This window comes from Microcoleus sp. CAWBG58, from assembly GCF_020883045.1.
Classification (GTDB): domain Bacteria; phylum Cyanobacteriota; class Cyanobacteriia; order Cyanobacteriales; family Microcoleaceae; genus Microcoleus.
This window is the reverse complement of sequence record NZ_JAHRFA010000001.1, coordinates 39,527-64,009: the sequence shown is the minus strand read 5'-3', so window position 1 is coordinate 64,009 and position 24,483 is coordinate 39,527. Positions and strand designations below refer to the sequence as shown.

Annotated in this window: 22 protein-coding genes and 1 pseudogene; 11 read left to right on the top strand and 12 right to left on the bottom strand. The window is 44.0% G+C overall.

All coding sequences use genetic code 11. The features are described 5' to 3' along the window. Window positions 1-8: 8 nt before the first annotated feature. Window positions 9-1,085, top strand: a complete 1,077-nt coding sequence (locus tag QZ918_RS00325; protein ID WP_293329683.1) for a DUF3616 domain-containing protein — start codon at window positions 9-11, stop codon at window positions 1,083-1,085. A gap of 82 nt (window positions 1,086-1,167) precedes the next feature. Here QZ918_RS00325 and QZ918_RS00320 read toward each other — a convergent pair whose 3' ends face one another. The 4 genes from QZ918_RS00320 to QZ918_RS00305 all read right to left on the bottom strand — a co-directional run bounded on the left by QZ918_RS00320 (window position 1,168) and on the right by QZ918_RS00305 (window position 6,575). Next, window positions 1,168-3,819 (bottom strand): tyrosine-protein kinase family protein, encoded by a 2,652-nt coding sequence (locus tag QZ918_RS00320; protein WP_293329681.1) that lies wholly within the window; start codon window positions 3,817-3,819, stop codon window positions 1,168-1,170. Beyond that, window positions 3,819-4,265 carry a HEPN domain-containing protein gene (locus QZ918_RS00315; RefSeq protein WP_293329679.1) on the bottom strand — a complete coding sequence of 149 codons (447 nt, stop codon included), beginning with the start codon at window positions 4,263-4,265 and terminating at the stop codon, window positions 3,819-3,821. Before QZ918_RS00315 ends, QZ918_RS00320 begins: the two co-directional genes overlap by 1 nt. Before the next feature lie 99 nt (window positions 4,266-4,364). Further along, window positions 4,365-6,008 carry a Ycf46 family AAA ATPase gene (locus QZ918_RS00310; RefSeq protein WP_293329677.1) on the bottom strand — a complete coding sequence of 548 codons (1,644 nt, stop codon included), beginning with the start codon at window positions 6,006-6,008 and terminating at the stop codon, window positions 4,365-4,367. Between the two features lie 282 nt (window positions 6,009-6,290). Next, window positions 6,291-6,575, bottom strand: coding sequence for a DUF2470 domain-containing protein (locus QZ918_RS00305; RefSeq protein ID WP_293329675.1), 285 nt, complete (start codon window positions 6,573-6,575; stop codon window positions 6,291-6,293). 411 nt (window positions 6,576-6,986) lie between these two features. Here QZ918_RS00305 and QZ918_RS00300 point away from each other — a divergent pair, with 411 nt between their 5' ends. After that, window positions 6,987-7,250 (top strand): helix-turn-helix domain-containing protein, encoded by a 264-nt coding sequence (locus tag QZ918_RS00300; protein WP_293157294.1) that lies wholly within the window; start codon window positions 6,987-6,989, stop codon window positions 7,248-7,250. 53 nt (window positions 7,251-7,303) lie between these two features. On the opposite strand, the gene QZ918_RS00295 is transcribed toward QZ918_RS00300, so the two are convergent. Further along, window positions 7,304-9,457 carry an SPFH domain-containing protein gene (locus QZ918_RS00295; protein ID WP_293329673.1) on the bottom strand — a complete coding sequence of 718 codons (2,154 nt, stop codon included), beginning with the start codon at window positions 9,455-9,457 and terminating at the stop codon, window positions 7,304-7,306. A 240-nt stretch (window positions 9,458-9,697) separates the two neighbouring features. Between QZ918_RS00295 and QZ918_RS00290 the strand changes: the two genes are divergently transcribed. The 3 genes from QZ918_RS00290 (at window position 9,698) to QZ918_RS00280 (ending at window position 10,632) form a co-directional block, all read left to right on the top strand. After that, on the top strand, window positions 9,698-10,039 hold the full coding sequence (locus tag QZ918_RS00290; protein WP_293157288.1) for a DUF433 domain-containing protein: 342 nt from the start codon (window positions 9,698-9,700) through the stop codon (window positions 10,037-10,039). 3 nt (window positions 10,040-10,042) lie between these two features. Beyond that, window positions 10,043-10,249 carry a DUF5615 family PIN-like protein gene (locus tag QZ918_RS33020; protein ID WP_367275144.1) on the top strand — a complete coding sequence of 69 codons (207 nt, stop codon included), beginning with the start codon at window positions 10,043-10,045 and terminating at the stop codon, window positions 10,247-10,249. Between the two features lie 131 nt (window positions 10,250-10,380). Continuing rightward, the gene (locus QZ918_RS00280; protein ID WP_293329671.1) at window positions 10,381-10,632 is read left to right on the top strand and encodes a hypothetical protein; all 252 of its coding nucleotides are present in this window, start codon (window positions 10,381-10,383) and stop codon (window positions 10,630-10,632) included. A 142-nt stretch (window positions 10,633-10,774) separates the two neighbouring features. Here the strand turns inward: QZ918_RS00280 and QZ918_RS00275 are convergent, their stop codons facing one another. Beyond that, complete coding sequence (locus QZ918_RS00275; protein ID WP_293329669.1) at window positions 10,775-11,452, bottom strand: hypothetical protein; 678 nt, start codon at window positions 11,450-11,452, stop codon at window positions 10,775-10,777. Window positions 11,453-11,976: 524 nt separating this feature from the next. On the opposite strand from QZ918_RS00275, the gene QZ918_RS00270 reads away from it, so the two are divergent. The 3 genes from QZ918_RS00270 (at window position 11,977) to QZ918_RS00260 (ending at window position 13,965) form a co-directional block, all read left to right on the top strand. After that, on the top strand, window positions 11,977-13,362 hold the full coding sequence (locus QZ918_RS00270; protein ID WP_293329667.1) for a helix-turn-helix domain-containing protein: 1,386 nt from the start codon (window positions 11,977-11,979) through the stop codon (window positions 13,360-13,362). Window positions 13,363-13,430: 68 nt separating this feature from the next. Beyond that, window positions 13,431-13,715, top strand: coding sequence for a BrnT family toxin (locus QZ918_RS00265; RefSeq protein ID WP_293329665.1), 285 nt, complete (start codon window positions 13,431-13,433; stop codon window positions 13,713-13,715). Further along, window positions 13,684-13,965, top strand: coding sequence for a CopG family antitoxin (locus QZ918_RS00260; RefSeq protein WP_293152763.1), 282 nt, complete (start codon window positions 13,684-13,686; stop codon window positions 13,963-13,965). Before QZ918_RS00265 ends, QZ918_RS00260 begins: the two co-directional genes overlap by 32 nt. 178 nt (window positions 13,966-14,143) lie before the next feature. Here QZ918_RS00260 and QZ918_RS00255 read toward each other — a convergent pair whose 3' ends face one another. Both QZ918_RS00255 and QZ918_RS00250 read right to left on the bottom strand, forming a co-directional pair. Continuing rightward, window positions 14,144-16,495 (bottom strand): PhoX family protein, encoded by a 2,352-nt coding sequence (locus QZ918_RS00255; protein ID WP_293329663.1) that lies wholly within the window; start codon window positions 16,493-16,495, stop codon window positions 14,144-14,146. Between the two features lie 221 nt (window positions 16,496-16,716). Then, the gene (locus QZ918_RS00250) at window positions 16,717-17,184 is read right to left on the bottom strand and encodes a hypothetical protein (RefSeq protein WP_293329661.1); all 468 of its coding nucleotides are present in this window, start codon (window positions 17,182-17,184) and stop codon (window positions 16,717-16,719) included. A 165-nt stretch (window positions 17,185-17,349) separates the two neighbouring features. Between QZ918_RS00250 and folK the strand changes: the two genes are divergently transcribed. The 3 genes from folK (at window position 17,350) to QZ918_RS00235 (ending at window position 20,212) form a co-directional block, all read left to right on the top strand. After that, window positions 17,350-17,838: a 2-amino-4-hydroxy-6-hydroxymethyldihydropteridine diphosphokinase gene (gene folK / locus QZ918_RS00245; RefSeq protein ID WP_293329659.1), complete on the top strand. Its 489-nt coding sequence runs from the start codon at window positions 17,350-17,352 to the stop codon at window positions 17,836-17,838. A 78-nt stretch (window positions 17,839-17,916) separates the two neighbouring features. Then, entirely contained in the window at window positions 17,917-18,465 is a 549-nt protein-coding gene (locus tag QZ918_RS00240; protein ID WP_293152783.1) for an NUDIX hydrolase, read from the top strand. A gap of 295 nt (window positions 18,466-18,760) precedes the next feature. Continuing rightward, entirely contained in the window at window positions 18,761-20,212 is a 1,452-nt protein-coding gene (locus QZ918_RS00235) for an FAD-binding domain-containing protein (protein WP_293329657.1), read from the top strand. 363 nt (window positions 20,213-20,575) lie between these two features. Here QZ918_RS00235 and QZ918_RS00230 read toward each other — a convergent pair. From QZ918_RS00230 to QZ918_RS00215, 4 genes and pseudogenes are all read right to left on the bottom strand, one after another. Then, window positions 20,576-20,964 (bottom strand): annotated as a pseudogene (locus QZ918_RS00230) (ISKra4 family transposase); the annotation flags it as partial. Window positions 20,965-21,073: 109 nt separating this feature from the next. Then, window positions 21,074-21,400 (bottom strand): hypothetical protein, encoded by a 327-nt coding sequence (locus tag QZ918_RS00225; protein ID WP_293329655.1) that lies wholly within the window; start codon window positions 21,398-21,400, stop codon window positions 21,074-21,076. Window position 21,401: 1 nt separating this feature from the next. Continuing rightward, window positions 21,402-21,593 (bottom strand): hypothetical protein, encoded by a 192-nt coding sequence (locus QZ918_RS00220; RefSeq protein ID WP_293329653.1) that lies wholly within the window; start codon window positions 21,591-21,593, stop codon window positions 21,402-21,404. 460 nt (window positions 21,594-22,053) lie between these two features. Continuing rightward, window positions 22,054-24,180 (bottom strand): SPFH domain-containing protein, encoded by a 2,127-nt coding sequence (locus QZ918_RS00215; protein WP_293329651.1) that lies wholly within the window; start codon window positions 24,178-24,180, stop codon window positions 22,054-22,056. Between the last annotated feature and the right edge of the window lie 303 nt (window positions 24,181-24,483).

The window sequence follows — 24,483 nt, the reverse complement described above, 5'->3', positions numbered from 1 at the left end:
TAGCAATTATGCCAGAATCTTTTTTACTCAGCCGCTTGTTGTTTCAATTCAACAGTGAAACCACGGATATTGTGACTGATTTGTCTGCTGTGGCTTTAACTCCCGACGGGAATTTGTGGATCGGTTCCGATGAAACGACTTCAATCGAGCGATTATCGCCTGTGGCGCCTCATATTTTTGGCAAACACAAGAGATTTGCGATCGCCGATTTTATTGATCTTTCCGAAGAAGCTGGCGAAATCGATATTGAAGGAATTGATTTCAACAGCAATTATCTGTGGTTTGTCGGTTCTCACAGCACCAAACGCAAGAAAGCTAAAGGCAAAAATCCGAAAAAAGATATTGACAGATTAGCACAAATCGAAACAGAGGTCAACCGTTATTTGCTAGCTCGCATTCCTGTGAAAGACGGGATTTTGTGCAAGTCAAGTTCAGATCCCAAGAATCCCAAAACCCAACTGACAGCGGGATGCCTTCAGCGGACAAATATGGGGAATTTGCTGACTGACGTGCTGAAAGATGACAGCCATCTCGGCTTATTTTTATCGGTGCCGATTCCAAGTAAAGAAAATGGTTTTGATATTGAGGGGTTGGCTGTGCGGGGCGATCGGGTTTTTCTCGGTTTGCGCGGGCCTGTACTGCGGGGTTGGGCGATAATTTTAGAAATAGAAGTGCAAGAGTCAAAAGAGGGAGTTTTAACGCTGAAGGCTATTGGTGAAAAAGGCAAGTTTTACAAGAAACATTTTGTCGATTTGAATGGTTTGGGCGTGCGAGAATTGTGTTTTAACGGTGAAGATTTGATTATTTTGGGTGGGCCGACAATGACTTTATCCGGGGCGATGCGAGTGTTTCGGTTAAAGGGAATTTTAGGACGTGAGGGCGACAGTATTTCTGGGCTGGATGCGGGAGATTTGGAGGTATTGTTTGATTTGCCTTTTCAGGTGGGTGCTGACAATGCTGAGGGGTTGGCGCTGTTTCCTTGTTTGGGCCAGCCGAATTCGCTGTTGGTGGTTTACGATTCGCCGGCTGCGCGGAGAATGGTGGAGCAAAATGCTATTTTTGCTGATGTTTTTCGGTTAAGTTAGTAGTGAGGACTTTAATCCTCAAAATTTAGGACTAAAGTCCTGACTGCAAACAAAAGAGGTTCGTAGTGAGGACTTCAGTCCTCTACTTTTGTCCTTTGCGAACCATATTCAGTCCGTAGAGATACAATTCCGCAACAGCATAAACGCGAGGAGGAGGGTCTTTAGGACGAGAACGTTCTGTAAGAATACCAGCATCTACCATTTTCCCGATTATTTCGGCTAAGGTGGTATCATCCACATCCCATATATCAGCTAGTTTAGTCTCATCGATCGGAGAGCGTTCGCCCCGTAATTTTTTGAGAAATTCTTCTAGTTCGGGATATTCGTTGCGTACCTCATCCACTCGCTGTTCGGAAACATCAGGCAAAGCTTCAATTAGTGCCTTGGGACGTAAAACTATCTCAGAACTGTATTCTGTAGAAAAAATTTTCTCTTTTTTAACTGCCTCTTGTAACAGCAATATTAAACTTCGAGGAAAACAGTTTTTTTGTCCGTCAGCAATACGGGTGCGAACCCAGTTATAAGTGTAGGCTTTTTTCGTTCGACCCATTCGCTCGCCCCATAGAGGATAAAGGCTAGTACGCAATTGTTCTAACTCAATTGTATGGAGTCGATCGACAGTAACTCCCAAATTTGACTCCAAAGATTTTCTCAAAGTATCGGAACTTTTCAGGGCTTGGCGCAATACCAGCCTCCAAAGATCTGCTTCTTCCCAGCGGAGTTGCAGGAAGCGTCCGCTGTAATGTCCTTTGTTAGTAAAGTTGAGTTGGTTCCAGATATCTTCCCGTAAAAATATCTTGGGGACAATACTTTTCAAACTTGTACCAACCTCCAACCACCAAGCCAGCAATGCTTCGAGGGAACGCTGGCGGCGAAGATAATCTATTTGAGTAGAACCAAAGCCAGCATCTAGCTCATCATAAAGCAGCCACACGCGCCGGCGATTGTCTTGCAACCAACGATCGACAGTACGCAATCTATCGCCCGATTTTGGAGAATTAATACTATTTGCCAGCCACGAGACAATTTGAGCGTGTTCGGGGTGAAGTTGAGAACTCAATCTCACCAAATCCTCATCTGAATTAAATTCAGATAAGGATCGCAATTCTGGTAGAGCGCGACACAGTTGCAATAGAGCATAATTTAACCAGAACGATCGCCAGCTACTCTCACCCGCATTTTGTTCGTAATTAGCTAAATCGTTGCTTTCTAGTATTTGTCCGTGCAGTCTGGGTTGCCCGTGTCCTGCAATAAAATCAACGTTGTTGAGATCGACATCAGAATGAGCTAATTCTTTTGCTGTTTCCGATCGCTCAACAAAAAGTCTGAAGAGCAAGCTTTTTCCCGTTCCTTTAGCACCTCTAATCAGCCAAAATTTATTAGTTAAAAAATTGGGAAAATCTGCGGTTTTGTGAAAGATATCTGGGATACTAGATACTTCTAATTCTTGGGCGGTAGCTGCTTGAAAATGCAGTTCGTTTAATATATGTTTGTTCCCAATATTTGTATTTGTTAAACTAGATTTTAGATCGGGCAAGCTCGCATCAATTACCTCGGCGATCGGCAGATAATCATCTAGCAAGCTTTTAGATACGTTATTTACGAGGCTAGATAAAGTAGCAATGTTGGGATTGTATAAAATTTTGTGGTACAGTTCCTCAACTTTTGTTTCTACAGGCAAGCCCCAGTTATCCTCAATCCAATTCTCAACTTTGTCAGTCCAAATTTGCTGCAATTCATTTCCTACAGGTGCGATCGGTGTTAGGAGAAAGCGAATATCTGGCTTGCCTTGATAATTTCTTTGTTTTTTAACAGCTTGCACGACCCAACGCAGTCCTTCAAAACTTTGGTCAGTTGGCGAAAAGCAGACGATCGCTGTATCTGCTAGATCGAATAAAGCGATCGCGCTAGTATCGTTAAAACCCGGTCTAGAATCAATAAGAATAACATCGGGGTCTAGTCGCTCTTGAATGTCGGTTATCAATTGTTGAACGGGATTAATTTCTTTTCTATAAAAAGATTGTAAATCGAGGTCAGCTAAGCGATGAATATAATTTTCGTTATACTCTCCAGCCGTAACTAGAAATAATTCGCCGCGAGTGCCTGAGTTAACCTGACAAATACAGTCATCAATATTAGGGATATTTAGATCGGGAGTTAAATATCGTTGGTGCAGGTAATCCAAGACACCATACTGTTGTTCATTAATATTTTCGATATCGTTTTGAAATAAAACTGAAATTCCAGGGGCTTCCAGATCGAAATCTACCATGACCGTTCGACGGTTGCGACTTGCCAAGATACCTGCTACCAATCCTAAGGCGGTAGATCTGCCGACTCCTCCTTTGAAAGAATAGAATGTGACAATTAACGGACGTTTTGGACTATCTTCATCTACAATCTCTGGCTGTTCCGGTTCGGCAGCCATTAAAATATCTGACCATAACGGTAATTGAATATGTTCTGGAGGTTCGTCAGCAGATTCTTGGGGAGTTAACAAATCGTAGCCTGAAATTGGGTATTGCGCTAGGTTAAAATTTATCTTGGCTAGTATTCGATCGATCTGTTCTTCACGTTCATCTAACTGCTTACCTTCAAAACAGTTGGCGATCGCGCGAATTTTCAGCCAACCTAAGGATGTCCGCTTTACGCTAACTTTTGCTTGAGGGTCTTCTATTTTCAACTCGCGACTTAGATGAGTCTTAATTTGTTTGGGTAATGCAGTAAAGTCCATTATGATGTTTCTCCTTGCTTGTCCAATAATAGTCGATGCAATTTCTGAACTGCTTCGATAAATTTTTTACTTTCTTGCTCATTTCCCAATTTATCAGAGTAGCGCAATTCATCATTTCGCCATGCTGCTGAAACTACGTTCCAGGCATCTCGATAAGTATTTGTGCGATCGTTAGCGATCGCGCGTTGTAACGAAGTAAGACAATCCAACAATTTAGTTAAGTTATGTAAATCGGCTGCTTTCAGTCCGTTTTTAAATACTTGAGTGTCCTTGAAGTTATTTTTTGTTTCTTCATAACAGATGAGAGATTTGAGGGAACATTCGATCGCATAACCACCTAAATACATAGCACCAGACCAACGTTGTCGATCGATTAATTCTCGAGCATCTTCAAGTCTGCGACGAGATGCACCTAGCTGAATGCGCCGATCGTAAGTATCTGTCAATGGACTTACCTCCAGTATAACTTTAGTTTGCCAAATAGCGCAGTTTTAAGTATACGATTCTGGAGGCAACGGACACAATATTATTGTTGAAAACTTGCCTTATATATTGTCGATCGCATCTTCTCCCAGCGGCCTGCTGTAGCGCTTCAATTCATCAATCAATCGAGTATCGTTAGAAGCTGTTCTCGCCCCGGCTTGGGCTGCCCACTGTTTTAAGTCTTCGATTTGCGATCGCGCGATCGCAGCTAGTGGTACTGTATCCTCGATCGACCTCAAAACATCCTCCGTCATCAAATCCCGGCGCTGCCCGTTCACAAAAGTGCCAAAAGCCCGGTACAATCCATCAATCACCACTTGCTCAATTTCCGCACCACTAAAATTCTCAGAAGACTTCGCCAAAGTTGCCAAATCAAAGTCGCGCAATCTAGTGGGGCGCAAACGCTGCAAATGCACTTTAAAAATATCTTGCCTTTCTGATTCCGAGGGTAAATTTAAAAAGAAAATCTCGTCAAACCTGCCCTTTCTCAGCAACTCAGCGGGCAAAATCCGCACGTTATTGGCAGTGGCGACGATAAACACCGGGCTGGTTTTTTCCTGCATCCAAGTGATCAAACTGCCGAATACCCGGCGCGATGTTCCCGAATCGCCGTCGCCGCCGCTGATGATGTTGCCGAAGGCTTTATCTATTTCATCGATCCACAAGACGCAAGGTGCGATCGCCTCTGCCAATTGTATCATTTGTCGAACGCGACTTTCGCTTTCCCCAACAATGCCACCGAACAATCTGCCAGTATCCAAGCGCAGCAGCGGCAAACGCCATTCACAAGCAATAGTTTTCGCCGATAAAGATTTGCCCGTTCCTTGAATTCCTACTAACAAAACGCCCTTAGGATTGGGTATACCGTAGCGGCGCGCTTCATCAGTAAAAGCATCTTGCCGCATCTTTACCCACTGCTTCAAATTTTCCAATCCGCCGACACTTTTCAAGGATTCTCGGGAGTTGCAAAACTCCAAAATTCCCGTTTGGCGAATTGCTTGCTGTTTCTCTTCCAAAACTCCGTCAATATCTGACTCGTTGATTTGCTGTTTGGCTGCCAAAGCTTTAGCTAAAACCCGCCCGATGCGAGCGCGGCTCAAACCTTGACAAGCTTTAACTAATTGTTCCTTTACTAAGCCGCTAACTTGCAACTGTTCCGGCTTTTCCACCACGTGGGAAATTAAATGATTGATTTCTTGGATGTTGGGTAAGGGGAAATCAATTACTGTTACTTCTTCTTTCAATTCCTCCGGCAATTCTAGCGCGTGAGAAGTGAGGACGATGGTTTTTTTGCTGCGCTTCAATTCCCTGGTTAAATTACGCAATTCCCGGATTACAGGAGCACTTGTACTGCTGTAGGGATATTTCAAAATAGGGTGCAAATCTCGGAGTACAAATAGAGTATATTCTTCGACAGCGGTCTTGCCGATGCGATCCAGGGCCGCCATTACCGAACCTTTCCCGGAACCGTTATCCTCCCAGCCCCGCACAATATCCCAGAACAATACCCGGCGCGCGGGTGTTACTTGCAGCGCTACTTGGGCAATTACTGCCTCGACAGGTTCCTCTTCGGCGCCGACAATGTACAGCAGCGAGTAGCGGGCGCGAATCATCAAATCTAGTCGCTTTACCAGTGCCTCGAAGGGGTTATTTTTACTGCCTTTGACCGCATCAAATTCTTTGGATTGAGGGTTGTTTTTTGTCATTTTATTTGATATGTTAGATGTCAACTTAACTCGATTAAATATATTGTTTGTAGTAAGGACTTTAGTCCTTATTAAGCATTTCACCAAAGTCAAGATTTGTAGTAATGATTTTAGTGATTTTTCTAATTTGAACGGACTAAAGTCCGTACTACGAACGAGTTTTTAAATTATATTAAACTCAATGTTTGCAGCCTGGACTTTAGTCTTTTTAAATAATTTAAACAAACTAAAGTCCGTACTACGAACGAATCTTGAAATTATAACAGAATACGGAAAATTTGGCTACTTAGCAGCTTTTCTGGCTTGTTTTACCATATCGATCAGAGTGTGGTGAGCATCTTCGGCATCTGCTAAAGTGCGGTCGAACTTTACTCTCACAGGTACTGTTTCGCCGTTGACTTGAGCGGTTAAATCCATGCCGTTAGCATCGATAGCGAGCATTTGAGCTGATGTCGCCTCGGGTTGGCCGCCGTAGGCTTGAGCGTACAAAACTATGGCGCTAGCGTGATCGTCGTTCATGTGAGTGCAGATGCGATCGCTAATTTCGGTCGAAAATTGGTCTGACATGGGAATTCCTCATATGCAATATTGCGATCGATTGTACTGCGATTTGCGCGATCGCAGAGATTCCCGGCGCATAGAATTCGCATTTACACCAACAAAGTTCGGATGCTATACAAACTCAAAAAAAGTAAATTCAGTATAGAATGTACGCTTCGTACTAGAAAAATAAAGCCTAGTCTGAGAATTATCAGGTATAATGTCATGTACGCAATACGATACAAATTAGATGTGATTTTAATTTAAAAAAATAATCTTATGAAAAATTCTATTGCATATATCGAACTACTCAAAACATTTCCGCCGCGATCCATAACTGCGGAGTCAGAATTAATCGCAACTCAATAAACCATTGACTCTCTGTTAGACAAAGGCGAACTGACTCCTGACGAACGCGATTACCTCAACCTATTGGGATTGCTTGTTTATGAGTACGAGCAAACTTTAGAACCCATACCTGACATTTACGGAGTAGAACTGTTAAAGGCTTTAATAGAAGAATTTGAACTCAGACAAAAAGACTTAGTTGCTATTTTTAAAACCGAGTCTATTGTCTCTGATATCCTCCGGGAAAAGCGCCAACTTACAACGGAACACATCCAAAAACTTGCTGAATTTTTCTATGTTTCGCCTGCTGCTTTCTTTCCCCTAAATGCAGCATCCAAGAATTCGCGGCAATAGGTATGTAGTTGCGCTTGGGCGCCGGCCGGCGAAGACAGCGCAACTACGTACCTTTATGAATTGTCAAACGGCAATTCATCAAACAGCGAATCAATATCACTATCCGAATTTGCAACAGGGGACGAATTAGGGCGAGATTCCGGGGACTTAACAGAATTCACCTTTGCTACAGGTAACTTGGCCACAGATTCAGATTTTTGTAACTTAACTACAGGTAACTCCCCGCCATTTTCGCCATTTTTCCCCGTTTGATTCCACATCATCATTCCCAGCAAACCGTCAACCAAACCCCCGCCGCTACCGTTTCCGCTAACCGCAACATCTGGGACAACTCGCACATGACTATCGCCGATAATTTGCATTAACTGCAAAGCCGTATAACCGGAACCGCCCAAAGCTACAACACCCGCGCGATAAGCTTCAGCTTGAGCATTTCCTTTCACTCGAATCGACTCAGCTTCGCCTTGAGCTTGTTTCACCTGAGAATTCGCTTTTAACTCGGAAATCATGACGCCTTGTTCCGATTTCACCATCTCTTGCTGAATCTCGGCTAAAGCAGTTTCCCGCACCAATTGTTGCCGCTGAGTTTGTGCTATTTGCTGCACCTCATACGTCTTGCATTGTTCCTCAGCAATTTTGCGATCGGTTTGAGTTTGCATCAACTCTGCGGGCGGCAGAATATCCCCGATCAAAGTATCAATTGCTTGCACGTCGTAGGTTCGCAAAGCTGCTTTGATATATTCCGCTGCTTCTGCTTGGCGATCGCTCCGGGCGGAGAGAAAATCTAACACAGAATAAGATTGAGCCGAATTGCGGAAATAATTGCCGATTGTCGGCTGCAAAACGTGGTCAACTAAGTTCTGCATCGAACCGACGCGAGAGATTACTTTCGGAGCATCTAAAGCGCCGACGTGAATGATTTGAGCTACTTCTAAATCGAAGGCAAAACCATCTCTAGAACGTACAGTTAAAGATGAAAGTTGAGAATCGTAACTGTGTCTTTCTATTTTGCTCGACCAATTCAAAACTATATTGGTAGTCGGCACTAATTCTACTTTCAAAATGCGAGTGTTCAGCGGATGTTTGCCCGGATAAAGAGGTGTCACCCATACGCCTTTGTTACCGACATTTACCAAATTGCCGTGAGTGAAAGCAGCGCCGCTGACATCTTCTGAGGTTTGACCCACATAGGAAATCACCGCGCCCACATAGCCGATCGGGATTTCGGTCATCGGCACTTGATCAACCCCGACAAACCAAGGATTTAAGTTCCACGAACCGGAAAGCAAAACCTGTTCCTGCAAACCGCGCCGCCCGCCGGCAGTGATAAATTTTTGCGCGTTTTGGAAGTTGTCGTGATTCGGAATAATCGGGCCGGCAATTTCGCCATCTTGAATCGGAATGCCGTCATAAGTTGTGACAATTCCCACTTTATCTGGGGCAATCGTGTACAGTTTTAACTGTTCGGCTGTCATCCCGTGTTTGGGAGAATTTGCTGCTGTAATTACGGTAAATAATGCCGTGTTAATTCGATAGCTGCCAGCTGTCAAAATGCCGAGTTGCCTGCCCTTTTCGCCGCCGCCTTTGAGGAATTTGCGAGCATCTTGAAAATTGTCGCATTCTGTGATTTTGCCGAGAATGCGCTGCGGTGGATTTGACTCGCCGCCTGCTGCGATAACTAAACCAATTTCGCCTTGGGGAACTATCGTCAGAGATTCTTTGCGAACGTTGTACTGCAAAGGCCAATAACCCCAATGCCAACCGGGGGGTAATGTATCGGCTTGATATCCAGCTTCTCCGTTTAAGGCAATTAAATCGCCTGGGGGTAAAGATTTGCCACCGAAGCTAAACTTTTTGCTGACAATGCCGACTTCGCGATCGCCAATTACGACTAATCCGCCAAAAAATAGCGGTAGCACTAGAATAACTATCATACCGCCGATCGCGATCGGGATAAATCCACCTCCATCAAGCTGCATTGTCTGTACTGGAACAGTGGTACGCAACTGCCCTAGCTGCAACCTAGAATCAGGTTTTGCTGCTAGCTGAGTCGAGGTTTGTGTTAGGGGGATATCGCCAGCAGCCGTTACTGGCGAGGGTTTCAAAGTCGTAATTGCACTGAGGGCTAAAGACGCCGAAACAGCGGCTGCTAAATGTTTTAAAACCCGAATGTTGAGTTGAGATTTAGGCAAAAGTGAATAAAGCATTTTTTTCATACAAGCTGTAGAGTCTTATTACATCTAGCTTAGCCTTGATTCCAAAGTGGCTACATAAAACTTATTGAAAGTCTGCGGTTATTTTTGAGCGAAAACAGGTTTTCCAGTCAATACAGCCTGTTTGATAATGTCAGCGGCTCGCTTGACTCTCGGGCGATCGCACTTTTTTAATACGACATTTCCAAAAGTAGTTTGATAAGATAGAATGTTACCGCAATTCTATTGTTTGCCATGACGCTGAAAGAATTAGAGCCTCAATTGCTGGCACTCTCTGACGACGAAAAAGCTCAAGTGGTTCAACTCCTATCCCAAGGGAAAATCACTCCTTGGCGCGGTATTGAAAAAACCCCTGGTGTTTGTGGCGGCAGTGCCTGCATTGCTGGAACTCGCATCACTGTTTGGGGACTTGTAGAAGCTCGTCGGATTGGCTATAGCGAAGCCGATTTACTCACAAGCTATCCATCCCTATCTGCTACTGATATTGCCAACGCTTGGGTTTATGCTGAAGCTTTTTCCGATGAAATCGAAACAGAAATTCGAGAAAATGATGAAGTGATGTACGAGGATTTGTAGCAGATGGCGCGTCTCTATGCCGATGAGCAATACCCCTATCCTGTTGTAGAATTACTGCGAGCTTTAGGACACGATGTTTTGACTGTTCAAGAAGCAGGGAAAGCGAATCATAAAATTCCTGACGAAAATGTTTTAGCTTTTGCCAGTAGCGAAAAACGTGCTGTTATTACTGAAAACCGTAAAGATTTCTTTCGGTTGCACCGCATATAGCCCCTTCATGCTGGCATTATTGCCTGTACGAACGATCGCAATTGGTTCGCGCTGGCTAACCGAATCCACACGGCTATTACAGCAGAAGAATCTTTGGAAGGTAAACTGATTCGCGTTGTGCGGCCGGCTGTGTGACGGTAGAGTACAGATTGACGAGCGATCGCTCTTTCATTTTAGGCGATCGGTCATCAGAAACAACAAAGGGCGATCGCTTTTTTATTTTAGTCGATCTGTCATCAGAAACAAGAAAGGGCGATCGATCTTTCATTTTAGCCTCTCGTTTATCAGAAAAAAGAAAGGGCGATCGCACCTGGTTGAAAAAAAAGAAAGGGCGATCGCACCTGGTTGAAAAAATAGTAAGGGCGATCGCTCGTTTTTTTTGACAAAGAGCATTGTCGCAGCCATTGACTCCCAACATAGCTATTCGTCCCATCATCGCATTCTCATGGGGAAAATGGATCGGATTGTGAGTAAAAAAAGATGTTGGATTTCATTGCATCAACCTAAGCCACACTTGTTAGCTACCTATCTCACAGATAAAACGAAAGGATAGCCATACGTGACAAAGGGCGGCTGCTTCATCCAATTTTGATAATCCATTAAACCAAGTGTTACTGCTCTCTCGTACTCTCCCCGCTTTAGTGGTGCTTTACCCCTTAAAGAAAATCGCATTGTACCGTCACCTTGAAGCGCTTTACCAGTTACAGATATGTTGTCAAGATGAGCTTTATTATGCTGTTCAGCATCTTTTGCATCCGGTAGGATATTAGCGTAAAACTTTGTAAGAGTTCGAGATTTGTAGTTGACAACAAAGTCAAGTTTATACTCTTGTCCTGGTGCTACTCCAACTACATTAATAAAATTTCCTTGCTGTATGGGTTTAAGAAGGATTGGGGGTTCCACAACCTGTAGAGCATATTCAGATGTTGGTTTAGTTGAACTCGCTGGTTTAGGAGAAGAAGTAATTGTCGGAGATGATGACGGAATAACAAGAAGACTATCTGCGCTTCCATAGACTGTAGTGTTGTTATTGTTGTTGTGGATACCTCCTTGAACATTAGTATTATTGCTGTTCCCATTCACTGTTGTAGTATTGCCACTATTGAACTGGTTTCTTGCCAGAAATCCACCAACGACCAATAAAGCAACTAACCCAACCTTACCCCATCCGCTAAAGCCACCTGAGCTACTTTTTTTACTCATAGTTCTAATCCCGAAACATTTTGAAACTACTTAATCGGGTCCGATCCTGATTTATTATTCCTCAAACGGCTCTTATTGGATACTCTTGTAAGCCTGTTTAAAGCAAGCGCACTTATCCTCAGACATCCGTAGATTTAGTAAATAATCGAATACCCCTTGATACTTCTCCAATGATGGTTAATAAATTCCAGATTTGCCTAGTTTCAAAATGTCCTATTTTGCTGATAACTTTCTGCTGCTTTTAGTTTCTTTAAATCTAGTTATGTACTAAAATATCTAAAAATATACTACAATGTCTCAATACTCCGGACAGAATTTGAGCAAGTTTTGAGGCTCAAACCTATATCCCGCCGTGGGTGGGTTCTTTTTATTCAAAGTTAGGGATAAAGCTAACTTTGAATAAAAGGGTCAAGCCTTGAACTGCAAGCTCTGAAAGCCTTATAGAATCGTTCAAAAAACTGTCCGGAGTATTGATGTCTAAAACTGTGCTATGCTACACAAAAAAATCCCATCCTTTTCATCAAATGAATCTCAAAGAAATGTTAAACTCTGCCGATCGCATAGTCTTCGAGAAAACGGGTCAACACCTTGATGATTTACAAGAGGCGGTACTGAAAGGAACTCTACGACACGAGACATACAAACACGTAGCCAAAGACTTTGACTGTTCTGAAAGTCGTGTTAGGAATGCGGCTTCAGAATTATGGCAATTGCTTTCAGAAGAGTTGGGAGAAGATGTTAGTAAATCAAATTTGCGATCGGCAATGGAGAGATTCCAACTCTCCCTATTTTCAAAAAATTTTGCACTACAACAAGACTGCATACAAATAAGTTGTTGCGTTAATTCTTATGGAGAAGCTAGACAGCCGCCAGATATATCAAACTCACATAATGACGAAAAATCTAACTCAAAACAAGCCAAAACTCTACATCAAGATTTAAGCGAAATGCCGGAGTTGGGCAATTTCTTCGATCGCACTTCCTCACTCCACACCCTCACCACCTGGATTCTACAACAACGCAGCCGCCTCATCACCCTCATTGGCATCAGCGGAATCGGCAAAACATCCCTAGCAGTACAACTCGTACAGCAAATAAAACACGAGTTTGAGTACGTCATTTGGTGCAACATCGACGCATCCCACACCCCAGATGAATTTGAACATCAACTAATCGAGTTTTTCTCCGAGTCAGAAAAACAAGATTCATCCCCAACAAACCAGAAACACTTACCGCTAATTAAATATTTACAAAACCATCGCTGTTTAATAGTCTTAGATGACGTTCAAAACCTTTTCTGTAGCGGCGAATTGGCAGGAAAATACAAACCAGAATCCGAAGCATATCGCTCTTTATTCAAACAAATAGAAAAATTATCCCATCAAAGTTGCTTTCTGCTAATCGGTTGGGAACAACCCAGAGAAGTGACTCAAGTTAAAAACCAAAATACTCCCATTCGTACCTTACAGCTAAAAGGTTTAGACATCGCAGCCGCAGGGGAAATACTGAGAGATTATGGGTTAGCAGAAATCGACAACAGTGAATCACTCATTCACCGCTACCAAGGCAACCCCCTATGGTTAAAAAGCGTGGCGACTCTGATTCAAGAATTGGGAGGAGGCGTGACAGAGTTATTACCAAATGATACCATATTGTTGCCAGAAGATTTGAAAGATGTTTTACAGCAGCAGTTCGATCGCCTATCCGAACTAGAAAAACAAGTAATCTCCTTGGTGGCGAAAGAAAATCAGCCGATCGATCGCGCAAAATTGCTCGAAAATAATACAATCCCGCTGTCAGATTTGGTAAATGCCCTGCAATCTCTATCGCGGCGCTGCTTGATAGAACAACAAGGAAGTAGTTACACTCTGCCGCCTGTGTTGAAGCAATATGCGATCGCTTCTATGTAATTGATACAACCATTGCTTGCATTCTATGCTACACTAGGAGTCAGCAGTGATAAGGACATATAAATCAAGTGGAAATCACGGGCTTTATCTGGCTAGAGGATATCGTTGAAAAACTAGCTCGAAAACATTCTGTTAGCCCACAAGAAGTTAGAGAAGTCTTTGAGAACTTTGCAGCTTTCCGCTTTGTCGAAAAAGGGCATCGTCAGGGTGAAAATGTTTACGCTGCTTTGGGACAAACTGATGCCGGACGCTACTTGATTGTTTTCTTTGTTTATAAAGAAGATAGGCAAGCATTAATTTTATCTGCACGGGACATGACAAATGCTGAACGAAGAAAATACCGAAAAACGTAAAAGTGCTATCTCAGAAGCTGAGTCTTATCAGCAAATAGGTGAGTTTTGGGACGCTCGCGATCTGGCAGATTATTGGGAGGAAACTGATGCTGCTGAGTTTTCAGTAAATCTTCAATCGGAGATAACATATTATCGTGTTGAAGTAACTTTATCAGAGCAAATTCGTTCCATCGCTAAACGTCAAGGTGTTTCTCCAGAAACGCTTTTAAATTTGTGGGTGCAGGAGAAACTTAGCAAAGAAATAGCGTGAAGGGACTTCAGTATTAAAATAATCAGTTTGTGCTGAGGACTTCAGTCATACTTTAGTCTTATCGACAAAAGAAACCGGGTTTTTACCAAATCTGCCGACTGCGACGACATATCAAGGCAAAAAACCCGATTTCTGTAGGGGCGGTGCCCCCGTGCCCGCCTTCACGCGCAATTCCTATTTAAACAAACTGGCCCGTTGGGGTCGATCGCAAACGACGAATTCCAACCACCGACGGCATCGGCGATCGGCGCCTGTCATTCTCAATATTGCTCGGCCACAAACTGCCGCGAGCAACAGTCCGAGTTTGATTGAAAACCGCACCGCTCAAATCCAACATTTCAATTTGGCGGCTGAGTACAGTACCATCATCGATCGGACAATCTTCCCCAGGATGCTGCACCGCAACTACTAGAGTATCTCCGATAAAAGTCGGCCCAGTGATTTCGCATCGATTCGGCCCGTAAGCAAACGGAATTACAGTTCCTGCATTCGGCCCGGAAGTCGGAATGTAAAACAGCCAATTGTTGCCGAAAACACCAGTAAACTCTGATATATTGCCAGTCTTCTTGTGGTCGATCGTCGCTTGTTTTGCCGCAGCGCCGACATCAAAACCGTTGTGCGTGCTAGTAGACATATCAGTGACACCCCAAATATTGCCTTGAGTGTCAAAATCCAAATTGTCTACACTAGCAAATCCCGCCCCAGAGACTGAACCTGCTTCTCCACCTTGAGCAAAACGCTGCCAGCGGAAAGTCAAACCCGCACCGTCGGAACTATCTTCAATAATTTTGTAAATTCCTCCAGACTGCTGGGTGCTATTGAGCGCGGCAGTGTATTTAGCAACAGTAAAAATGCGAGAATCTGGATAACCGTCGCTACCCGGTGCGGCGTCAGTATAAGCAATGAAAACTTCCTTAGTAGTAGGATTAATTTCCAAATCTTCCGGTCGCGCCGTCGGAGTGCCACCAATTAAATTAGCAGCTAAAAAGGCATCAACTAAAATCGCACCTTGGCTGGTATAGAAATTAGCCAGACTTTTATTTCTGTAGCCAGCAAGTGTTGTTGCTTCATTAGTTATATCCGCTACAAATGAACCACCATCTTCAGTTTGACCTGCAATTCCGGCGCGTTTGGGTAAGCGAGTATTAGCATCTCTTTGAGCTTTGCCAAAACTTGCTAATTCCGCTTCGCCAAGTTTACTAGGACGTATCGGATTCGTCGGGCTATTTAATGCTAGTGGCAACCATCTTCCCGCACCGTTACGGTTGTATTGGGCGACGTATAAAGTGCCATCTTCAAACAAGCGGCTGTTGCTTTTATCTGCGGGATTGGTGACAGTACCGTTGCTAACAAATTTCCAGGTGTGTCCGCCGCGCCGATCGTCTCCCATGTACACTACTAACTTGCGGCCTGCTTCGGCGCGAATCGCAACGTTTTCGTGGCGGAAACGGCCTAAAGCGGTGTGTTTGCGGGGGCGGAAATTCGGATCTTGGGGATCGACTTCTACCATCCAGCCGTATTTTTCGCCGACTAAGCCGAATTCCTCGCCGGTAGTGCCCTTGGCGTAGCCGGTTTGGCCGCCGTTGGGTTTGATGTTTTCCTGAACTCCGACGAAGAAGAGTTCGCTACCTTGGAAGTTTTCTTCGGCGGAGAGGATGGTGCCCCAAGGGGTTGTGCCGCCGGAACAGTTGTAGGCTGTACCGATAATCCGGTTTCCCAGCCCGTCGCTGTTGACTTGGGCGAAGACTTGGGTGGCTGCGGGGCCCGTACCTGTGAGATATTTGTCGTCGCCTCGTCTGGTTCCCCAGGAGGTGACATCTTTGTATTTGTCCGCACGCTGGCTGTTGATTCCGAGGCCGGAAAGTCCGTGAATGCGTCGGTTGAGTGGATCGCGCGCGATCGCCAAAAATCTGCCGTTAGACTGTTTGGTAATGCGGACGATCGATCCACCGAGATTGTACAGGAATTCGCCGAGGGTAGCCCGATTTTTTACGGATAAGTCTAAACCGAGGACAGCGCGATCGGTTGCTGGAAATGATGCCAAATCCGCCGGGGCTTCGGGCGCGATTTTCGACATCGGAAAGGATACGTACTCGTGGTTAACCCAGAGATAGCCGTCGTCATTGCTGCCGCGAATGCCTACAAAGCCCGTATAGTCGTTGTTGTAGCCGAAATAGTCGGATGGATCGGGGAAAACTCGATCGCCCCAGCGCAGAATCACATACCGTTCGTATTCCGGCGGTACAACCACATCGTCAACTACGTTGTAGCTGGTTAATCTAGTATTTTGCGAGGCCGCCATTACCGTACCCTGTCCGTTCAATGCAGTAGGCATGAAACTCGACAATTCTTTATAAACTGGGAGTGGATGAGGTAGTCTTAACGGAGTGAAAGATAGCGGACTTAAAGCAGCTTCGGCCGAGGTGGAATTGATGCCGAATAGTTTTTCAGTGAGTTGAGGCGCAAGCACAGTCGTAGCTGCACTGCTACCGAAGAAAATTAACAGTTGTCGGCGAGTTATTTTAGACATAAATTCCTGTTCAACCCAACATCCCTAATCATGATTTACCTAAAAAGTTATCACTGTTAAATTAAGGGAAGTTAACCTTAAGGTTAATTAAAGTAGGGGAATCTTTTGGTTAAGCATATGTTAAATATTTGTTCGTAGTGCGGACTTAAGTCCGCCAGATGGAGCGGACTTAAGTCCGCACTACGAACCGTTTTTATTATGGTAATTAACCGGACAGGACATCAATCATCTCGAAAAGCCGGATCGTTTTGTCGGGATGCGGGCCGGCTGGGCGCTGGCACGTTAATAGTTTGCGATCGCCCGGAATTTCCCGACGAAATATAGCTATCTTTGAATCCCAACAAATATTGAGCATCGGCAAAATACCTAGTCCACTGTTCGATTCTCGAATCTTTCTGCCACTGGCTGCGGGATACTCTCGATCGCAAAACCGGAACTAACTGTCGCCCGCGATCGGCTGTAACTATCACCGTAATTCCTGTCAATCCCGGATTATTTTGGAATTCCTGGGCGATCGACTCTTTGACTAAATCTTCCGCCTGCTGAACTAAACCCGCGAAAGATTGACTATCGTCCGAATTTAGGGTAAGATACCTTTCCTTAGCTTCCGCTAAACCGATCGATACACTTGTTGTTAAATTGATAGTTACTAGAATGACGGCAGACAAGAGGCGACGGTGCAAATTCATTAATCTTTCAACTAAATACTGACATTTCTCAATGATAATCAATAATAATTAACACTGAATTAAGCTGAGATTAAAATAATAAGGTCTACCCCGCGTTACTCAGAAAGTAACTAACAATAACCAATAACCAATAACCAACAACCAATAACTAATAACCAATTCCCAATGAAATCAACAAAATGTGCGATCGCCCTTGGTAGCAACCTAGGCGACTCCCTAGCCACGCTCAAAAGTGCGATCGCCACCCTAAACCATACCCCAGGAATCGCCGTAAAATCCCATTCTAGCTGGTATCAAACCGCCCCCGTCGGGCCACCGCAACCCGATTACATTAACGCCTGTGCCATCCTAGAAGTTACGCTACAACCACAACAATTGCTAACAACCTTATTAGAAATTGAAAAAAAATTTAATCGGATTCGCCGGGAAAAATGGGGGCCGAGAACCCTCGACCTGGATTTGCTGCTTTATGATGATTTAATCCTAGAAACTCCGACACTGACTTTACCTCATCCCCGGATGACCCAAAGAGCTTTTGTATTAGTACCTTTGGTAGAAATTGCGCCGGATTGGGTGCATCCTGTGACCAAAAGTGCGATCGGCCAAATCCTGAAAACAGCAGACTGTTCCGGAGTGCACAAAATGAAAGTGTAGAAATTGAGCGAAATTCAGGGCGGCGATCGCCTATGATGTCTTAAATCGGTGCAATCAAACATTATTCGCTTCTCACTTATGTCGATCGGTCAAGAACTACCCCAACTGCTCAAACAGCGCCTATTTTACCAAGGGCGCAAATTCAACTTTGATGTAGCCAGCCTCCGCCTTCCCAACGGTTCCGAAGGCGATTGGGAATGTATTCGCCACCCAGGTGGAGCACTAGCAGTTCCCGTTACCCCCGAAGGTAAACTCGTCTTGGTGCGACAATACCGTTTCGCAGCCAAAGGGCGGATTTTAGAATTTCCCGCAGGTACAGTCGAAATCAATGAAAACCCCGCCGAAACTATCAAACGGGAAATCGAAGAAGAAACCGGATATCGCGCCGGAAAATGGCGGGAATTAGGCAAATTCATGCTAGCACCCGGTTATTCTGACGAAATCATTTATGCTTTTTTAGCACAAGATTTGGTCAAACTAGAACAGCCGCCAGAACAAGACGACGATGAAGACATGGAGACAGTTTTATTCACTCCAGAAGAATTAGAAAAAGCCATCTTAGCCGGGGAACCAATTGATGCGAAATCTATTTCTAGCTTTTTCTTAGCCCGTCCTTTTTTGACTTAAAGCAAAGTTGTTCAGTTGACAGTTGACAGTTGACAGTTGACAGCACTTGACAAAGGAAGGAAGAGGATTGGACTAATAAATAGTCTGATTTGAATTTCTCCCGATCGGGGTTCCGGCTTTCAACCAATTCTTTCTGGTAACCAGCCCCCGGATTCATTAATTCGCATCTTTAACCGGGGGAACGAGCGGGATGGAGACTATAAAAAGCTCTGCATTCTAACAATCCCCGGCTCGATCCGTGGGAGTCAATCTAAAATCTAAAATCTAAAATCTAAAATCTAAAATCTAAAATCTAATGTCTGATTTAATTTTATTTTGGCACCGTCGCGACTTGCGTATTTCTGACAACATTGGACTAGCAGCAGCGCGCCAGCAAAGTCCGAAAGTAGTCGGGATTTTTTGTCTCGATCGCAATATACTCGATCGCGATGACATAGCGCCCGCCAGAGTTACCTACATGATAGGTTGCTTGGAAAAACTCTCCTCACGTTACAGCGAATCAGGCAGCCAATTACTAATAATTCAAGATGACCCGCCTATGGGAATACCGAAATTAGCCGCGGCACTCAATGCTAAAGCAGTATTTTGGAACAGAGATGTAGAACCCTATGCAAATGAGCGCGATATATCAGTATCAAACGCCCTCCAACAAGCAGGAATACAAGTTAAAAACTTCTGGGATCAAGTTCTGCACGCCCCCGACGAAATCCGGACTGGTACAGGGAATTGCTACACAGTTTATACACCATTTTGGAAAAAATGGAACAGCCAACCAAAAGCCCAACCTGTAGAGACACTACCGATAAATTATCCGGAATTAATGACCGGATTAACCGCAGAAGAACAAGAAATAGCCAACCAAACAGGTGTAACAAAAACCCTGCCAACGGCCTTGAGTTTGGGATTTATTTGGGAAAATCCATTAGTAATAGAACCCGGAGAAGAGGCCGCACACAAAAAATTAGAAGAATTTTGCGAAAACGCAATTTACGAATATCAAGAACAGCGCAATTTCCCCGCAGTTAGCGGCACATCCCAACTCAGCGCCGCCCTCAAATTTGGTGCAATAGGCATCCGCACTGTTTGGCAAGCTATCCAGACAGTGATGGACAGTTGTCACAGCGAAGAATCCTGCACAAGTATCCGCACTTGGCAACAGGAAATAGCGTGGCGGGAATTTTACCAACACGCCATGTACAACTTCCCTGAATTAGCAGATGGGCCCTACCGTAAAGCATTCAAAGACTTTCCCTGGGATAACAATGAAAAGCTGTTTCAAGCTTGGTGCAGGGGCAAAACTGGCTATCCAATTATTGATGCGGCAATGCGGCAGTTAAATCAAACAGGTTGGATGCACAATCGATGTCGGATGATAGTTGCTAGTTTCCTCACGAAAGATTTAATTATTAACTGGCAGTGGGGCGAAAAATACTTCATGCAAAAATTGATTGATGGCGACCTTTCTGCTAACAATGGCGGCTGGCAGTGGAGTGCATCGAGTGGCATGGATCCGAAACCTTTGCGAATATTCAATCCCGCCAGTCAAGCTCAAAAATTTGACCCGGAAGGGGAATATATTCGCCACTGGGTTCCAGAATTGCGCCGAGTGGATACTAAGCTTTTGCTAACTGGAAATATTTCGCCTATAGAACGTCGGCTGCTTCATTATCCCGATCCAATTGTAGATCACAATCAGCAGCAGCGCAAGTTTAAGGAACTTTTCAAGCAGCAAAAAATCGTTGAGTAAGTAAATGATTTTTGGTTTGTAGTGAGGACTTCAGTCCTTCTTATAGGTGTTCGTTATTAGGTACGTATTTGCGCTTGGGCGCTCTTTATATATCAATAAGGTTTACTTAAGATTGTCCTTCGAGAGGAACGAAGCAAACTGTATCTATTTTTCATAGAAGTTTCACGAGTAGCAGTATATGAGCGAACCGTATTGCTTGATATATAAGAAAGAGCGCTCAAGCGCAACTACGTACCATTGACTACCAGTTTTCAGTTAACTGTATTGCTTGATATATAAGAAAGAGCGCTCAAGCGCAACTACGTACCATTGACTAGCCATCTTAAGTTAACCGTACTGGAGCATCCCGGTTTTGCAAAAGCCTCAAATAGCCAAGAGGTCGTGTCGTCCAGCACAACGAAGTTTTAGCATCTTGTTATGACATTTTTTTGCAACCATTGAGTTCCGGAGATTTTCAACTTTCTATCTATTTGTTTGACAGTCGATTCCACCGCGCCCGAACCAATGGAACAAATCTTGTCTGATGATAATTGCTCATAGTTAACAATTCGAGAGCGATGCTTTTCTAGATACTTGCAAAAGTTTTTGGCGGTTTTTCTGCGACAATTTTTAAATAAATTTAGGGTGGATTCGACCTGACCTTGCCACAAAAATTCCTTGGCTTTGGCTAGAGATTTTAATGACCCTCCCACTTTATATAAATTTTCTATTAAATGATACCAATCTAAAACGAACCGTCGGGTTTTACCCGGATTTAACTGGCTTATAATACAATACGGTTGACTTAACGCTTTTTGACGAATTTCATCTGACGATTTTCTGGCAATAGAGGCATTTTTTGTAAGTCAGATTTTTCTTAAGTCAACCGTATTGGCTTATAATATTCCATATTCCATCATGTCCATCACCCAAACAAGTTAATATATCGGCTAATGGCTGATGGTTTATATAGTGAATTAACTCTTCATTCTCTTGATAAAAAGCCCCATAATAACTTTCATGTAACCGCACTGCTTTATAATCTTGCCAATGAGACCCTTCGCCCAACTTCCCTCTGAGACGGACTTTCCCTCCATCTATGCTTGTTTCTTTCACATAGATTTTGGCATGAGGTTCTGACCATTCTTGTTTTTCTACCAATCGGTGTAAACAAGTATGTCCTATCTTTACTCCTGTTTGAGCTTCCATTTCACAGGGCAGCTTTTTCGTAGGAAAGATTAGCTATTTGACGGAGACAGCATTTTTCAAATAATGGAGATAATCGAGTAGATTTTTTGAACTCTAATTTTTCGGCCTGTTTTTCAGTAATTCTTAGTTCACCTATACAGCTTTTTACTGTGCGGGTTCGTCCTTGTTCTGTTCCTGTTGCTTCTTCGATCAAAAAAAACCAATTTCTGGGCCCAATACAGTTGACTTAAGAAAAATCTGACTTGCCCAAAATGGCTATATTGCCAGAAAATCGTCAGATGAAATTCATCAAAAGCATTAAGTAAACCGTATTGCAATACAATCCACTCCATCAAGAGAAGAGTTTTGAACCGTATTGGGGCGCTTTTGGCGCAGAGGGAAGAGTATTGCGAGGGTTTTGGATGTCGTAAAAAAACCTTTTATCCCTCCCCTCTCTGTGTTCTCTGTGTTCTCTGCGGTAAAATCTTCTTAATATCTACTTCACCTCTTTATAATCCAAAAATCGTCAGATGAAATTCATCAAAAGCGTTAAGTAAACCGTATTGAACCATAAACTTCATAATTTTGCACCTCTAATTCCCTGAACAGTAAAGTTTTAGACAAAAAGCCTTCAGAGAGGACAAAAATCCTCTCTACAAACTGAACAAACTTACTCAAACATCCTCAGACAATTCATCAAATAGCGCATCAATATCAGACTTCACAACAGGCTCATACTGAGGAAATGGTGAATCATTAGGAGACTCCTGCGACTTCACCGAATTCATAGACTCCACCGACTCCACCGATCGCACTTTTGCTACTGGTGATTCTGGCACATCTTCCACAACAACAGACTTAGATTTCTTGACATTAATTACAGGTGAATGTGCTGGATTTTCACCATTTTTACTGGTTTCATTCCGCAGCAACATTGCCATCAAACCGTCCAACAAACCCCCACTACCACCGTTACCATTGACTGTGACATCGGGAACAACGCGAACGCTACCATCCGAGACAGCTTGCATCAATTGCAGTAGCGTATAACTCTGCGTACCCAAAGCGTTGACACCAACTTGATAAGCATCGGCTTTTGCTTGTCCCATCAACCGAATCCCTTCTGCTTCACCACTTGCGTGTTCGATCGCAGCAGTTGCACTCAATTGAGCAATTTTCACCCCTTGTTCCGCCGCTACCACCTGATTTTGAATATTGGCGATCGCAGTTGCGCGCACTAATTCCTGACGCTGCGACTCTGAAATCCGCTGCACTTCGTAGGTTTTTTCTTGTTCCTGGGCAATTTTGCGATCGGTCAATGTTTGCATCAACTCCGCTGGCGGCGAAATCAAACCGATCAGCGTGTCCACAGCCTGCACGTCATAGGCACGTAGGGCTTGACGGACGTGTTCGGCGGCCTCTGCTTGGCGTTCGCTGCGTGCGATCAAAAAGTCGAGAATTGTATATTCTTGAGCCGAATTCCGAAAGTAATTGCCGACAATTGGACGCAACACTTGGTCGATGAGATTTTGCATGGAACCTTGCCGCGAAATGACTCTCGGTGCATCCAAAGTACCGATATGAATGATTTGAAAAATTTCCAACTCAAAGGTAAATCCGTCAAAAGAAAGTAATTTCAAAGCGCTTAGTTTCGAGTCATAGCCGTGTTCTCCACTGAACCGCGATGTGAAGTTTAAAACTACATCGGTGGTGGGAACAAGTTCGACTTTCATCACCTTTGTATTGATCGGATGTTTGCCGGGATACAGCGGTTCAATCCACACACCTTTATCACCTTTTTTGACGAGATTTCCGTGGGTAAAAGCTACACCACTGACATCTTTGTGCGATTCCCCTACATAGGAAATGACTACGCCGACATAGCCGATCGGCACTTCGGTCATTTTCACCTCTTCAACCTGTACAAACCAGGGGTTCAGGTTCCAAGAACCGGATAAAATTACCTGTTCTTGCAAGCCCCTGCGCCCGCCACCTTTGATGAAAGATTGCGCTTTTTGGAAGTTATCGTGACCGGGAATAATCGGCCCAGCGATTTCACCTTCATCAATCGGAACTCCATCGAGCACGTTGGCGATTCCGACGCGATCGGGAGCAAGTTTGTATAGGTGAAGTTCTGATGGCTGCATACCTTTTGCAGCGGCATTGGCTGAAGTAATTACCTCAAATACAGCGGTATTAATCCGATAAGTACCAGTGGTGATAATGGCTAGTTGCCGTCCTTTTTCGCCACCATCGGTGAGGAATTTGCGGGCATTTTGGAAGTTGTCGCAATCGACAACTTTGCCTAAAATGCGATCGGAAGGAATGGTGGCTCCATCATTAGCAATAACCAAACCAATTTCATCTTGAGGAACTACTACAACGGGTTCTCTGCGAACGCTATATTGCCAGGGAAAATAACCAAAATGCCAGCCGGGAGGAAGGGTATCTGCTTGCAAACCTCCTTCACCATCAAGGGCAATTAATCTACTGGATGGCAAGTTTTTACTGGAGAATTTCTTGGTGACAATGCCTACTTCTCGTTCGCCGATCGCAATTAAGCCCAAAGTCCAACCAATTTTAGGGATAAAGATGAAAATTACGAACATTGCGCCTACGGGATAGATCCAAATCGGGATGCTGAAACCTTCTTCCGGCGCTGGTTCGACTTGCTGGGGCTGGGTCGGTGGCGGATTGGTTTGTGCGGGAGTTGGTGGGGCAAAAGTGCCTGCTAGTGCGATCGTGGTTGCGAAAGATGCTGCTAAGGGTAAAAGCTTGCGAAGCCAAGGTGATTTAGTCATAGTTTTAACCTGCTTTAAGTGAAAATGTACTGAAAAGTTCTTAACTACAATCAGTATTCAATATATTTCTGTTTAAGTCAATTCATTAAAGTCATGAGTTATGTTCATAAAAGTCATATTTGGAATATGATTTTGTAGAGAGTGCGATCTGTTTATCTCAAAATCTAGCAAATTTGGACACGGCAATGCCGGTTTCCCTACCCGACTATTTGTAGGTAAACGGCACTGCCGTCTCCTGAATTTGGGTGAGATCAATATATCAACGAGTGTTCAGAAACCGGTTTTTTTGCGACAATACTTCGG

Coding starts and splice junctions, on each gene's coding strand:
- QZ918_RS00325 (WP_293329683.1), top strand. CDS start 9: ATGCCAGAATCTTTTTTACTCAGCCGCTTGTTGTTTCAATTCAACAGT.
- QZ918_RS00320 (WP_293329681.1), bottom strand. CDS start 3,819: ATGGACTTTACTGCATTACCCAAACAAATTAAGACTCATCTAAGTCGC.
- QZ918_RS00310 (WP_293329677.1), bottom strand. CDS start 6,008: ATGACAAAAAACAACCCTCAATCCAAAGAATTTGATGCGGTCAAAGGC.
- QZ918_RS00305 (WP_293329675.1), bottom strand. CDS start 6,575: ATGTCAGACCAATTTTCGACCGAAATTAGCGATCGCATCTGCACTCAC.
- QZ918_RS00295 (WP_293329673.1), bottom strand. CDS start 9,457: ATGCTTTATTCACTTTTGCCTAAATCTCAACTCAACATTCGGGTTTTA.
- QZ918_RS00290 (WP_293157288.1), top strand. CDS start 9,698: ATGACGCTGAAAGAATTAGAGCCTCAATTGCTGGCACTCTCTGACGAC.
- QZ918_RS33020 (WP_367275144.1), top strand. CDS start 10,043: ATGGCGCGTCTCTATGCCGATGAGCAATACCCCTATCCTGTTGTAGAA.
- QZ918_RS00275 (WP_293329669.1), bottom strand. CDS start 11,452: ATGAGTAAAAAAAGTAGCTCAGGTGGCTTTAGCGGATGGGGTAAGGTT.
- QZ918_RS00270 (WP_293329667.1), top strand. CDS start 11,977: ATGAATCTCAAAGAAATGTTAAACTCTGCCGATCGCATAGTCTTCGAG.
- QZ918_RS00260 (WP_293152763.1), top strand. CDS start 13,684: ATGCTGAACGAAGAAAATACCGAAAAACGTAAAAGTGCTATCTCAGAA.
- QZ918_RS00255 (WP_293329663.1), bottom strand. CDS start 16,495: ATGTCTAAAATAACTCGCCGACAACTGTTAATTTTCTTCGGTAGCAGT.
- QZ918_RS00250 (WP_293329661.1), bottom strand. CDS start 17,184: ATGAATTTGCACCGTCGCCTCTTGTCTGCCGTCATTCTAGTAACTATC.
- folK (WP_293329659.1), top strand. CDS start 17,350: ATGAAATCAACAAAATGTGCGATCGCCCTTGGTAGCAACCTAGGCGAC.
- QZ918_RS00240 (WP_293152783.1), top strand. CDS start 17,917: ATGTCGATCGGTCAAGAACTACCCCAACTGCTCAAACAGCGCCTATTT.
- QZ918_RS00235 (WP_293329657.1), top strand. CDS start 18,761: ATGTCTGATTTAATTTTATTTTGGCACCGTCGCGACTTGCGTATTTCT.
- QZ918_RS00225 (WP_293329655.1), bottom strand. CDS start 21,400: ATGGAAGCTCAAACAGGAGTAAAGATAGGACATACTTGTTTACACCGA.
- QZ918_RS00215 (WP_293329651.1), bottom strand. CDS start 24,180: ATGACTAAATCACCTTGGCTTCGCAAGCTTTTACCCTTAGCAGCATCT.